Source organism: Pectobacterium versatile (genome assembly GCF_020166435.1).
Lineage (GTDB): Bacteria > Pseudomonadota > Gammaproteobacteria > Enterobacterales > Enterobacteriaceae > Pectobacterium > Pectobacterium versatile.
The window spans coordinates 1-12677 of the sequence record NZ_JAINZP010000006.1 but is presented as its reverse complement, the minus strand read 5'-3'; the positions used below and the strand labels follow the sequence as shown (position 1 = coordinate 12677).

Sequence of the window (12677 nt, the reverse complement as noted above, 5' to 3'; positions counted from 1 at the left end):
TTGTCGAGCTTAGTTTGGTTTTATCGAGCCTTACTTGGTTTTATCAAGCATCGTTTCGTTGCCCGCACCCGGCGGAACCAGTGGCCAAACATTTTCGTATTCATCAATCGATACGTGCAATAAATAGGGTCCTTCGCTGTTAAACAGGGCATCCAGCGCGACATCAATTTGATCTTTACGGGTGATGCGCTGGCCGGGGATATCAAACGCGCTTGCCAGCGTCAGGAAATCAGGGTTATCGGAGAGGTCGGTTTCACTGTAGCGTTCATCAAAGAATAACTGCTGCCACTGGCGCACCATGCCTAACCGCTGGTTATCCAGCAGTACGATCTTCAACGGCAGCCGTTTTCGTTTGATGGTGCCCAATTCCTGGACGTTCATCATGAAAGATCCGTCGCCGGAAATGCAGATAACCATGTCGTCTGGGCGCGCAACCTGTGCGCCTACCGCAGCGGGTACGCCGAAGCCCATCGTACCGAGGCCGCTGGAGGTAATGAAATTTTCAGGACGGCTGAACGTCATATGCTGTGCAGCCCACATCTGGTGCTGGCCCACATCGGTCGTGACCACGGTGTCTGCATCCATTCGTTCAGAGATCGTTTTCAGCAGCGCGGGCGCATAGATAGCCTGGCCGGGATGATCATAACGCCACGGGTATTCCGCCTTCATCATGGTCGCCTGCTGGCGCCACGCGCTGACGTTCAGCGGCTGTTGCAGCGCGGGTAATATCGCTTTCAGATCGCCTTGCAACGCAACATTAGCATGACGCAATTTGCTCAATTCTGCTGGGTCGATATCCATATGAATAACACTGGCGTGAGGCGCGAAGGCGTTCAGTTTGCCGGTCACGCGGTCATCAAAACGCGCCCCGACCGCGATTAACAAATCGCACTCCTGCACAATCAGGTTCGCCGCCTTCGTGCCGTGCATACCAATCATACCGAGGTAATAGGGATGATTGGCATCCACGGCACCCAGCCCTTTCAGGGTAGAAACGGAAGGGATATCCGTTACGTTCAGGAATTCACGCAGTGCCGGAACCGCATTCGCCATGCCGACCCCACCGCCAACGTACAGCACCGGTTTTTGCGCTTTCGCCAGCAGAGCGTACGCCTGCGCAATATCTTGCTCGGGGAAATCAACATCGTTAGCAACGGGCGCAAAGTTTGGAGTGAAATCCCCCACTGCCAGCTGAATGTCTTTAGGAATATCGACCAGAACAGGGCCTGGACGACCACTGTTGGCAATCGCGAACGCTTCTGCCATCACTTCCGGCAGTGATTCGAGAGACTCAACCAGAAAACTGTGTTTCGTACAGGCCAGCGACAGCCCCAGCACGTCGATCTCCTGGAAAGCATCGGTGCCAATCAGCGCCGATCCGACCTGCCCGGTGATCGCGACCACAGGGACAGAATCCAACAGCGCATCGGCCAAACCAGTGATCAGGTTCGTCGCTCCTGGGCCAGATGTCGCAATGCAGACGCCCACGTTGCCCGTGGAGCGAGCATAGCCAATCGCCGCCATCACCGCGCCTTGCTCGTGGCGACACAGCAGGTGTTTAACGCCGCCGTCATAAAGTGCATCATAGACTGGCATTATCGCGCCCCCCGGATAACCAAAAACGGTTTCCACTCCCTGCGCTCGCAACGCTTGAACCACCCACTGTGCTCCATTCATAGTTATTTCCCCGACATCTTATGGGAATAACAGAATTTTATGCTGATGTTCATTTTCTGTTCCTTTCCGTTATAGATTACGCCCAACAAAAAACCCCCGACCTTTCGGTGCGGGGGTTTTCTTGAATTAGGCCTTGATTTCTAAGCCATTCTTCGTCCAAGTGCAGCCCCGCACGGTAGGATAATAATCACCACCACGCTAATCACGACTAGGCTAATCACTAGGGATAGGGCTTTCATAATAGGTTGTTCATTAATCTTCTGTCGAACGAATGCCTACAGAGTTATCACAGTCAGACATGGCCTGACAACAATTTTTTTTCATTGCCACCCGTAAGGATTACCTATGATACGGGAAAAAATACAACGTAATCATAAGGTAGAAGCGCATCAAATTATTTTTTCCTATTGGCTTAAAAATGAGCGTTGTACGAGAAACGTGGCAGATGAAAACGGGAGTCATTGATCGTCGTATCGCGTTAAGCGATCAGTTCATCTTAGATAATTGCGACACATCGCGCACAAATTTTACGCATTACTGAAACAGTGAATTATTTCATGACATCGCCGCGCAGACTGGCGAAGACGGTCTCTACTTCTTCTCCCTTGCCAGACATGATGCAAATCATCAGCAAAGGGGAAATAGCATGTCATTGGCAGTTACCTATACTCGGGCAATGATTGGTGTACAAGCACCGGACGTTTATATCGAAGTTCACATCAGCAGCGGGCTGCCGGCCCTAACGCTGGTGGGCTTACCTGAAACCACCGTCAAGGAAGCGCGCGATCGCGTGCGCAGCGCACTCATCAATTGCGGATTTACCTTTCCAGCAAAGCGCATCACGGTCAATCTCGCTCCCGCAGATCTACCAAAAGAAGGGGGACGCTACGATCTACCGATTGCTCTGGCGATTCTGGCGGCTTCAGAACAAATTGATGGTGAAAAGCTAAGCCGCTACGAGTTTCTTGGCGAACTCGGCCTGTCTGGCACCTTACGTGGCGTCAATGGCGCGATTCCCGCCGCATTAGAAGCCATCAAGTCAGGCCGCCAGCTTATCCTGCCAGATGACAATAAACGGGAGATGACGCTGATACCGCAGGGTGAAGCGCTAATGGCCGGGCATTTGTTGGACGTGTGTGCTTTTCTCAGTGGGGAAGAGGAATTGCTCAGTTGCTCCGACATGACGCCCGTTCCACCGATCGAGGAAGATACCCTCGATCTGAAGGATATCATCGGTCAGGAGCAGGCGAAACGCGCGTTGGAAATCGCGGCGGCAGGCGGCCATAACTTGCTCTTACTGGGGCCACCGGGAACCGGGAAAACCATGCTGGCAAGCCGATTAGGCAATCTGATGCCGTCATTAAGCGATGAAGAAGCGCTGGAAAGCGCCGCTATCAACAGTCTAATCAACATTGATGCCACCATGACGCGCTGGCGAGCCAGGCCATTCAGAGCACCTCACCATAGTTCCTCCATGGCTGCGCTCGTGGGCGGAGGGTCGCTGCCCAAACCCGGAGAGATCTCGCTCGCCCACAACGGCGTGCTATTTCTGGATGAATTACCGGAGTTTGAGCGACGCGTTTTAGACTCACTACGAGAGCCTCTGGAGTCCGGTGAAATTATCATTTCCCGCACTCGGGCTAAAGTGTGCTACCCAGCACGGGTGCAGCTCGTCGCCGCAATGAACCCCAGCCCTTCAGGCCACTATCAGGGCGTTCATAACCGATTGCCAGCACAACAAATACTGCGCTATCTCAGCAAACTTTCCGGTCCCTTTTTGGATCGCTTTGACCTTTCAATCGAAGTCCCTTTGCTGCCTCCGGGGGTGTTATCTCAGCAGCATTATCAAGGCGAAAGCAGCGCGACGATTCGCGAGCGCGTGCTGATCGCACGGCAGATACAGCTGAAGCGGGCAAATAAAATCAACGCACTACTCACTTCACGTGAAATAGAAAAACATTGCGGATTGGAGATGGCTGATGCGACCTATTTGGAAGAGGTAATGAACAAACTTGGCTTATCCGTACGTGCATGGCACAGGATATTGAAAGTCGCGCGCACGATAGCTGACCTCGGCGATCGGGACAACATAGAGAGAAAACACCTTGCCGAAGCGCTGAGCTATCGCTGTATGGATCGATTGCTCATCCAGCTCCACAAAAGCCTTGAATAGCGAAAGCGCTATATTATTCGCCACAAAAGGAAATGGGGCTAACGCCCCATTCTTAATTAATCATCGCTTTCAGTGTATTCTTCCACCGCATCCATCTGCGGCTTACCACCAGACAACGTATGGAAGCGTTTAGGACGACGGATACGATCCAGATATTTGGACCAAATTTTTTCCAGTTCCGTTTCCGCTTTACGTTCGCCGCGGCACATTGCAACAAACGATGTCTCTTCCTCAGTCACTGGTTCACGTTTACCCAAATCCAGCTCGTTAAACGCGTAACCGTGGCGCTCCAACAATTGTGCTTCTTTAATCGTAAAGTCGCCATGTCGGGAAAAACCACGCGGGTAGAACTTGTTATCAAAAAAACGATTAGTGGTAGAGAAGCTTTCTGCCATCTTACACGCTCCTAATTCTTCTATGGTCGTGTTGTTTATGGCGCGGAGTATTAGATAGGCTTGACATTGTGTAAAACAAAACATTTAAATCATTACGACAAAATTTTTTTGGAGATGGGCGTGGATACCGAATTACTAAAAACCTTTCTGGAAGTCAGCAGGACAAGACACTTTGGTCGTGCCGCCGAATCCTTGTATCTCACGCAGTCAGCGGTGAGTTTTCGGATTCGCCAGTTAGAGACGCAGCTTGGTGCCAACCTGTTCACGCGCCATCGGAACAACATACGCCTGACGCCCGCTGGAGAACGGCTTCTGCCCTATGCGGAAAGCCTTATCGGTACCTGGCAGATTGCCAAAAAAGAAGTCGCACGCTCGCAGCAACACAGTCTGCTTTCGGTAGGAGCAACGGCGTCACTCTGGGAGGCCTATCTGACTCCCTGGCTACAATCGCTGTATCAACAGCGCCCGCTGCTCCAGCTAGAAGCGCGCATTGCCTTACGTCACTCGCTGGTAAAACAACTCCATGAGCGTCAGTTGGATCTGTTGATTACGACTGAACAGCCAAAAATGGAAGAATTGGCAAGTCAGCTGCTGGGCAACTTCTCCCTTTCGCTGTTTGCTGCAGAAGCGCACCCACCCGGGCAGGAACTGCCCTATATAAAATTGGAGTGGGGCGCAGACTTTCATCAGCAGGAACATCGCCTATTAGCCAGCGATCAGCTTCCCGTTTTGACAACAACATCAGCCCAGTTGACCCGCCAACTGCTTGAAACAACCGGCGGCTGCGCGTTTTTACCCAGCCATTGGTTACAAACCTATTCCAACCTGCGGATAGTTGGCGACAGTCAGCCCGTCGTGCGCCCGTTTTACGCCGTTTGGTTACAAAACAGCGATCAGCAGACGATGATTCGTCAATTGCTGAAAACGCCTATTGTGATTAATCCATGAGCTATTTTGCTCACAACCCACTTAAGCACGTCTGGCTAACCAGAATGTGCTTAACGCCTTCTGTAACCCAATGAAAGCAAACAGCAGGAAACCAATGACGATTTTTGTCCACCATGAGCTCAAGGTGCCGTCAAACGTGATATACGTCTGAATCAGGCCCTGAATCAGCACGCCAAACAGGGTTCCCAATACGGTTCCGACAGCAGCGATGGCGTCCAACTCCACACCGCTTGCTGCCAGCGCATAACCAGCACAAGAAAGGTAAACCATCTACCATCAGGTATGCGCCATGCTAAACCCCGCCAGTTGGATGATCGGTTGGAATCGACTCCTGTGAAACGATAAAGCTCATCCCTCGGACAAAGAACATATTGGCTAGTGTGATAATAAATGCAGGTAATTTCAGCGTATCGATAATCCATCCCATCAACTCACCAAACATGGCTCCCATCATCAGCGCAATGTCGAACGCAAAGAAAGGATCAATGCCATACGTGCCGATCAATTTGGCCAGTAGCACACCGGTAAACGTAATAACTGATCCCACAGAGAGATCGATCCCGCCAGATAGGATAGTGCATCTGATTAGTTGAAATAGATGTATAATACGGCCTTTTGAGATTACTTATGATCAGCATTAATGTTCATTGTCCCCGTTGTGATTCTGCTCTGGTTTGTCAGCATGGTAAAAATCCGGCAGATCAGGAACGTTCGGTGTCGTGAATGCACTACGTATTCCAACTGACTTACACCTATCAGGCCCGAAAACTCGGCGTGAGAGACCAGATTGTTGACATGGCTTTCAATGATGCTGGCGTTCGTGATACGGCAATAACACTCAATGTTGGCATCAACACTGTCATCCGCACATTAAAAAACTCACGCCAAAGCGAGTACCGTCGCTCATGCCGATGTATCACTTATCTGCAAGCTTGATGAGCAAGGGAGTTTTGTTGGCAGTAAAGCGCGTCAGCACTGACTTTGGTATGCATACAACACCAAAACGGCGGTGTTCTGGCGTATACTTTTGGCCCCCGTACTGATGAAGTCTACCGTGAATTATTGGCATTACTCACACCGTTCACTATTGGCATGATAACCCACGACAACTGGGACAGTTATAGTCGGGAAGGGCAAAAGGATAAGCATCTCACCGGAAAGATTTTCACCCAGTGTATCGAACGTAATAATTTGACGCTAAGAACCCGCATTAAGCGTCTGGCACGTAAAACAATCTGTTTCTCACGTTCAATTGAGGTACATGAAAAAGTGATCGGGCCTTCATAGAAAAACATATATTCTACTAATTGGATTCACTACCCCAAAATCCATCTGGTGACAAACGGAAGCGGTCTCGCGTTAAACATCGTGCTAAGTCCCGGACAAGCGCACGAAAGTCAGTTCGCACTACGTCTTCTCAACGGAATGGGTATCCAGCGCCAGAAGGGCAGCATGAAGCGTCGTGGCTATGCTGTGCTGGCTGATAAAACTTACTCAGGACATGCGTTACGTAACGCGCTGATGCTCAAAAGTGTCTTTCACCTTACCTTGCGGGCGTTGCAGGGGTTTATCGACTCGGTTTTCCAGATGATGGATGTGCCGTTGCGTTGCCCGGATGACACCAGCATCAGCAAACGGTCTGGGAGTGTTAACGTCAACATCAAGACGCCGACACGTGGAGAGATAGCGCATCTGGTCATTGATTCCACCGAGCTGAAAGTGTTCGGCGAGGGGGAATGGAAGGTCAAAAAGCACGGAGCGGAATCAGGCCGTGGCGCATCAGCGGCTGACAGGCAACAACAAGTTATGGAAAGAGAAAATGGGTTACCAGTGACGGAAACGGCGATGTCGCGGGTAAAAAAAGTGTGTGTGGGACGGCTGACACTACGGAACTACGATGCACAGGTGGGTGAATCAATGGCGTTAGTGAAAGCACTAAATATCATGACATTACTGGGTATGCTGCACAGCGTGCGCATTGCCTAAAAAGTGTGGGAACGGTTTTGCTGTATCTCGAAAAATATTTATTCAACAAAGTCCTGTAGATAATAAAGCTGGGCTGCATCCGGCTATTTCACAAGAAGTTATGCAATTAAGGGATACAGCCTAATATTTAGCATTCTTTTTGAGCGGTATGATCCAGCAATATTCTTCCCCTTTGTTTTCCACGCGTGTAGAAAAACAGCGCTGAAATATCCTTTAATTGGGATTATAGCTTCTGAGCCAGCGTTACTTCACTCTTTTTACAGGCATCATGGGGTACTGGCAGTAGCATATGCGATCATAGAAACATCAGCGCCACCACCCTTGCCGGCTAAAACATAAAGCTAATCCGGAAAATTTAGGGTTTTCCGGATTAGTTCAAAACTGTAGGATCATTTAAGTTTTCTTAAACGATCGGCATTACCTTCACCTTCGATGAAGACAGATTTTTATACACCTCGTAACGAAATTTCGCCACCAATATAGGGGGTTACCAAACCGTTACTTTCTAGTAATAATGCACCTTGACGATCTATTCCACGGTCAATTCCATATATTTCTCGATTACCGATAATCAAACGTACCGAGCGATTGAAATAGTTATCCAATCTTTCCCATCTGGAAAGAAATGGTTCAAGACCCTTCAGTTCAAAAACAGCCAAAGCACCTCTTAACTCAGAAATGAGGGTCGAAGCGAGCGTATTACGATTAATATCGATACCCGCTTCTTGTAAATTTATCCAGCCTTGATTAATCATATCTGGAGCTGGTTCTCTCATTTTTAAATTAATACCCACTCCAATTACCAAGTTAGCAGCATCACCCGTTTTTCCTGTAAGCTCGACAAGAATACCAGCTAGCTTTCTATCCTTTAGATATAAATCATTGGGCCATTTGACCCGCACACCATCAGCACCAAGCTTATGCAGAACTTCAGCCATGACGATACCGATTACCAGACTGACTCCAACAGCCGCCGCCGGCCCCTGCTCCAAGCGCCAATATAGAGACAAATATAAATTTGCACCAAAGGGAGAAAACCACTGCCGGCCCCGACGGCCACGGCCAGATTGCTGATATTCAGCAAGGCAAACGTCACCCGAGGATAGCGTGTCGAGCCGTTCTAAAATATACTGATTCGTAGAATCAACGACAGGTAAAACCGTCACTCCACCTTCTGATAGGTTCCTAAGGATTACTTCCTCATCTAATAAATGCATAGGAACGGGTAAAGAATAACCTTTCCCCGTCACAGTGAACACGTCAATTCCCCAATCACGTATAGTTTGAATATGTTTATTAATCGCAGCTCGACTCATCCCCATCATTTCACCCAGTACTTCACCGGAATAAAATTCACCACCAGAGAGAATCTTAATTAATTTAAGAGGAACCGTAACATCTTTCATGATAATACCTCAATGGCATTAACCTCTCCATTCGCAGCAATAAAGCGGACTTCGGGTTCCAGCTGTATAGAAAACTTGGCAGCTACCTGATTGCGGACATAACGAGCTAACTCGACAATATCTGAGCTTTTTGCATTATTTTTATTGATCAGAACTAATGCCTGTTGATCGTGCACAGCAGCACCACCGATTTGAAATCCTTTAAGCTTGCACTGCTCAATTAACCATCCAGCAGCCAATTTAACGTTTCCATCAGCTTGTAAATACTGAGGAGCATTCGGATACTCTCGTAAAATACGTTCAGCATGCTGTTTTATAACTATTGGGTTTTTGAAAAAGCTGCCTGCATTGCCTGTCACGATAGGATCAGGGAGCTTGCTTCGACGCATATGACATACAGAATCAAATACTTGCTGAGGTGTAACAGTTGCAGGATTCAATTTTTCCAAATCACCGTAGTTCAGCACTGGATTCCACTCTTTTTTTAAAAAAAGCCCCACTGCGGTAATTGCAAATCCAGAGCGGTATTGATTCTTAAATATACTTTCACGGTAGCCAAACTGGCATTCCTCAGCGGTAAAGCGTATGCTTTTACCTTCTGTAAGATCCAATAATTCAACATAATCACAGACGTGTTGTAATTCGATACCGTACGCACCAATATTCTGTATTGGTGCAGACCCCACACATCCGGGAATTAAGGCTAAATTCTCTAATCCAGTAATGCCACATTTAAGCGTAAATTCAACTAATTGATGCCAATTTTCGCCAGCTCCGACATGGAGGTACCAGCCATCACTTTCTTCACGAATATCTATACCTTTGAGCCGGTTAAGCAAAATTGTGCCTAAAAAATCCTCCAGGAAAAGAACATTACTCCCTTCTCCTAGCAACAAAACGGGCTCCTGTGATGCACTAGCGACGCGCCATCCTTCAATCAATTTATCCTGAGTATCCGCAACCGTAATACAAGATGCAGAAACAGACAATGAGAAAGAATTATGAGACTTCAATGAAATAACGCTTGGCGCCATGATAGAAATACCTACTAATTTGGATATCACATAGTCTACCTGATCTACGCGAGATACCGACGCTCTTTTGCCACCAGAGACGCGTAACTCCCCCCAGCACCACACCTCCTGTCTTTCGACAGGGGCTTCCGCTTATTTGATGCCCGGCAGTTTATGGTGGACGTCCTGCCCGCCACTCCGTACCGCTCCCAGCAGATTTGTCCTACTCCAGAGAGCGCTTACACTCTTACCGACAAACAACAGATAAAATAAAAGGTTCATCGCAGTTAAGCGTGAACCAATAGAAAACGGCAGTAAGAAGGTTTAGGTTTGTATTCGCCAAAACGGGACTGTAATTAAAATTGTGTAATTGCCTGTTTTTGATATGTTCATTCCAACAACGGTGACAGGCAATTTATGGACGAGAGGAAACTCAAGGCCCTTGCAGCTGAACTGGCTAAAGGCCTTAGAACCGAAGCCGATCTCAATGCATTTTCCCGGATGCTGACGAAGTTAACCGTCGCAACGGCACTGAATGCCGAACTCACAAACCACTTCAAGCACGAGAAAAATGCCCCAAAATTAGGCTCTAATACCCGCAACGGTTACTCATCAAAAACGCTGCTGTGCAACAACGGTGAAATCGAACTGAATACGCCGCGTGACCGCGAAAACACCTTTGAGCCTCAGTTGATAAAGAAAAACCAGACGCGTATCACGCAGACCCTCAGTGTCAGGATAGTTGTCACCCCCACTGAAAATAAATTCGAGGGTGATGGAATGACAAATGAAACGTATTTCCCCTGAACGAAAAGCCAGCATACTGGCAAAACTGCTGCCACCCTACAATATGACCGTGGCTGCTGTTGCACAGATGGAAGGAATATCCGAAGCTACCCTCTATAACTGGCGAAATCAGGCTAGATCAGAGGGAAACCCCGTGCCCGGAGCAGAGAAAACAACAGACCAGTGGTCAGCAGAAGCACGCTTTGCCGTGATAGTCGAAACCGCCACGCTCAGTGAGGCAGAAATTGCGGAATACTGCCGCAAGAAAGGACTCTACCCGGAGCAACTTATTCATTGGAAACAGGGCTTTATACAGACTGAAAACCCCGGTGGTAACGCTGCCCTGAAACAGAGTCAGAAAGAAATTAAACAGCTGAAAAAAGAGCTGCTTCGTAAAGAAAAAGCCCTTGCGGAGGCGGCAGCCATACTGGTATTGCGAAAAAAGCTTACAGACTACTACGGGGAAGCCGACGGGGACGACTGACACCTGAAGGTGAGCGACAGCAGTTTATTCTCTGGATAAATGAAGCGGTAACCTCGGGAGCGAGACTTGCCATTGCCTGCCGTGAAGTCAACATCAGCCTGCGTACCTGGCGACGCTGGCAGTGCTTTCCCCGTGACTGGCGAGCTGAGGCGGTAAGAGCCGTGCCGTTTAATCGGCTGAGTCCGGAGGAAGAAAACCGGATACGGGATGTCTGTCATGAACCGGAATATGCCAGCCTTCCCCCCCTCACAAATCGTGCCGCGCCTGGCCGATAGAGGTATTTACCTGGCCAGTGAGTCAACATTCTATCGGGTGTTGCGTCGCTCAGGTGAAGTCCATCGCAGAGGACGTCAGGCACGGCAGCAGAAGTTATCAGCACCGACAACCTTTATAGCGTCCGGGCCTTGTCAGGTGTGGTCGTGGGACATCACCTGGCTACCCTCTGTAGTGCGTGGTCGCTGGTTTTATCTGTATATGATACTCGACCTGTACAGCCGAAAAATCACCGGTTATGAGGTGTATGAGACGGAAAGTGGTGAACAGGCAGCGGCACTGATGCAACGTAGCGTGATACGGGAAGGCTGCTGGCGTCAGCCCCTGGTGTTACATGCTGATAATGGTGCAGCGATGAAATCGCAGACGCTGCGGATGAAACTACATGAACTGAATATCACAGCGTCTCACAGCAGACCGCGAGTCAGTAATGATAATGCGTATGCAGAGTCGCTGTTCCGGACGCTGAAATATGTGCCACAGTGGCCCTCGTCGGGGTTCAGAACGCTGAGTGAGGCGCGTCAGTGGGTGGATAAATTTACCCACTGGTATAACGAAGAGCATCGTCACAGTGGAATACGCTATGTGACACCGGCAGAACGACATCGTGGTGAAGACAGAGCTCTGCTGACCCAGCGGGATGAACTGTATCGTCAGGCACAGAAAGCGCATCCTGAGCGCTGGTCAGGGAAGACAAGAAACTGGCAGCCGGAAGGCCCGGTAACGTTGAATCCGGAACGGGAAAAACAGGCGGCTTAAATTAACCAAGGGTGCCAACTTCCTTGACACTTACCGCAGATGGGCAGCCAGATTTTATCCCTGTACGCCAAAGGCATGACCACACGCGAAATCGTCGCCACGTTTAAAGAGATGTACGACGCTCTCTTAATGTCAGAGTCGTTCACTCGCTTGAAGTGATCCGGATGTTGAGCGAGCGTTATCCTGTCGTGGAATTGTGCCTCCTTTTTGGTGTTACGCGCAGCCGTTATTACTACCGGCGAGTGCCTGAACAACCTGCCAGAGTGGAGCAAAGAGAACACCAGTGCGAGCTGCATCAGGAAAGCCGCGGTTCGGCAGGGTCACGAGCATTATTGGTCGCCTTAAAAAAAGAAGGCCCTGAGGTCGGCAGAAATAAAGCCCGCCGCATGATGAAAGAGGCAGGTCTTGAAAGTACACAACGTCGTAAGCATCGCTACCGTTTAGCGAAAGATGAAGCCAAATATGCCCGTAATCACCTGGAACGAGGTTTCAACGTTGAGCGTCCGAACACTGTCTGGTGTGGTGATGTCACGTACATCTGGGCAGGGAAACGTTGGGTCTATCTGGCCATCGTGTTGGATCTGTATGCCCGTAGGGTGATTGGCTGGTCTTTATCGTCATCGCCTGACAGCGTGTTGACGGGAGATGCGCTGCGGATAGCTTATGAATCAAGAGGATGCCCCAAAGTCGTGATGTTCCACTCTGATCAGGGCAGCCATTACAGCAGCCGTGCATATCTGCAAAAGTTATGTCAGTACCGCATTAAACGAAGCATGA

General features: G+C 49.2%; 8 protein-coding genes and 5 pseudogenes. 7 read left to right on the top strand and 6 right to left on the bottom strand.

Annotated elements, in window-relative coordinates; all coding sequences use genetic code 11:
- Positions 1–30: 30 nt before the first annotated feature.
- On the bottom strand, positions 31–1677 hold the full coding sequence (ilvG, locus tag K7X24_RS09150; protein WP_224554466.1) for an acetolactate synthase 2 catalytic subunit: 1647 nt from the start codon (positions 1675–1677) through the stop codon (positions 31–33).
- 140 nt (positions 1678–1817) lie between these two features.
- Complete coding sequence (gene ilvL / locus K7X24_RS09145; protein WP_224554464.1) at positions 1818–1916, bottom strand: ilv operon leader peptide; 99 nt, start codon at positions 1914–1916, stop codon at positions 1818–1820.
- Between the two features lie 407 nt (positions 1917–2323).
- Between ilvL and K7X24_RS09140 the strand changes: the two genes are divergently transcribed.
- The gene (locus tag K7X24_RS09140) at positions 2324–3850 is read left to right on the top strand and encodes a YifB family Mg chelatase-like AAA ATPase (protein ID WP_224554462.1); all 1527 of its coding nucleotides are present in this window, start codon (positions 2324–2326) and stop codon (positions 3848–3850) included.
- A 56-nt stretch (positions 3851–3906) separates the two neighbouring features.
- Here K7X24_RS09140 and K7X24_RS09135 read toward each other — a convergent pair whose 3' ends face one another.
- Positions 3907–4245: a DUF413 domain-containing protein gene (locus K7X24_RS09135; RefSeq protein ID WP_010283921.1), complete on the bottom strand. Its 339-nt coding sequence runs from the start codon at positions 4243–4245 to the stop codon at positions 3907–3909.
- A 120-nt stretch (positions 4246–4365) separates the two neighbouring features.
- On the opposite strand from K7X24_RS09135, the gene hdfR reads away from it, so the two are divergent.
- Positions 4366–5193: an HTH-type transcriptional regulator HdfR gene (gene hdfR / locus K7X24_RS09130; protein ID WP_010294681.1), complete on the top strand. Its 828-nt coding sequence runs from the start codon at positions 4366–4368 to the stop codon at positions 5191–5193.
- Positions 5194–5214: 21 nt separating this feature from the next.
- Here hdfR and K7X24_RS09125 read toward each other — a convergent pair.
- A pseudogene (locus K7X24_RS09125) lies at positions 5215–5767 on the bottom strand (ABC transporter permease subunit); the annotation flags it as partial.
- A gap of 53 nt (positions 5768–5820) precedes the next feature.
- Between K7X24_RS09125 and K7X24_RS09120 the strand changes: the two are divergent.
- Both K7X24_RS09120 and K7X24_RS09115 read left to right on the top strand, forming a co-directional pair.
- A pseudogene (locus tag K7X24_RS09120) lies at positions 5821–6500 on the top strand (IS1 family transposase).
- Positions 6501–6516: 16 nt separating this feature from the next.
- Positions 6517–7179 (top strand): annotated as a pseudogene (locus K7X24_RS09115) (transposase); the annotation flags it as partial.
- A gap of 446 nt (positions 7180–7625) precedes the next feature.
- Here the strand turns inward: K7X24_RS09115 and birA are convergent.
- Both birA and murB read right to left on the bottom strand, forming a co-directional pair.
- Positions 7626–8585, bottom strand: a complete 960-nt coding sequence (gene birA, locus K7X24_RS09110; protein WP_224554461.1) for a bifunctional biotin--[acetyl-CoA-carboxylase] ligase/biotin operon repressor BirA — start codon at positions 8583–8585, stop codon at positions 7626–7628.
- Positions 8582–9619 (bottom strand): UDP-N-acetylmuramate dehydrogenase, encoded by a 1038-nt coding sequence (gene murB / locus K7X24_RS09105; RefSeq protein WP_224554445.1) that lies wholly within the window; start codon positions 9617–9619, stop codon positions 8582–8584. The genes birA and murB overlap by 4 nt, the downstream gene beginning before the upstream one ends.
- A 396-nt stretch (positions 9620–10015) precedes the next feature.
- Between murB and K7X24_RS09100 the strand changes: the two are divergent.
- The 3 genes and pseudogenes from K7X24_RS09100 to K7X24_RS09090 form a co-directional block, all read left to right on the top strand.
- Positions 10016–10321: pseudogene (locus K7X24_RS09100) on the top strand (transposase); the annotation flags it as partial.
- Between the two features lie 64 nt (positions 10322–10385).
- Positions 10386–11900, top strand: a pseudogene (locus K7X24_RS09095) (IS3 family transposase).
- 164 nt (positions 11901–12064) lie between these two features.
- Positions 12065–12677, top strand: a 613-nt coding sequence (locus tag K7X24_RS09090; protein WP_263499263.1) for an IS3 family transposase, incomplete at its 3' end; no start/stop codon positions are given.

What these genes read in the sequence shown, in the direction of transcription:
- K7X24_RS09140 (WP_224554462.1), top strand. Translation starts at nt 2,324, where the DNA reads ATGTCATTGGCAGTTACCTATACTCGGGCAATGATTGGTGTACAAGCA.
- ilvG (WP_224554466.1), bottom strand. Translation starts at nt 1,677, where the DNA reads ATGAATGGAGCACAGTGGGTGGTTCAAGCGTTGCGAGCGCAGGGAGTG.
- K7X24_RS09135 (WP_010283921.1), bottom strand. Translation starts at nt 4,245, where the DNA reads ATGGCAGAAAGCTTCTCTACCACTAATCGTTTTTTTGATAACAAGTTC.
- murB (WP_224554445.1), bottom strand. Translation starts at nt 9,619, where the DNA reads ATGGCGCCAAGCGTTATTTCATTGAAGTCTCATAATTCTTTCTCATTG.
- ilvL (WP_224554464.1), bottom strand. Translation starts at nt 1,916, where the DNA reads ATGAAAGCCCTATCCCTAGTGATTAGCCTAGTCGTGATTAGCGTGGTG.
- birA (WP_224554461.1), bottom strand. Translation starts at nt 8,585, where the DNA reads ATGAAAGATGTTACGGTTCCTCTTAAATTAATTAAGATTCTCTCTGGT.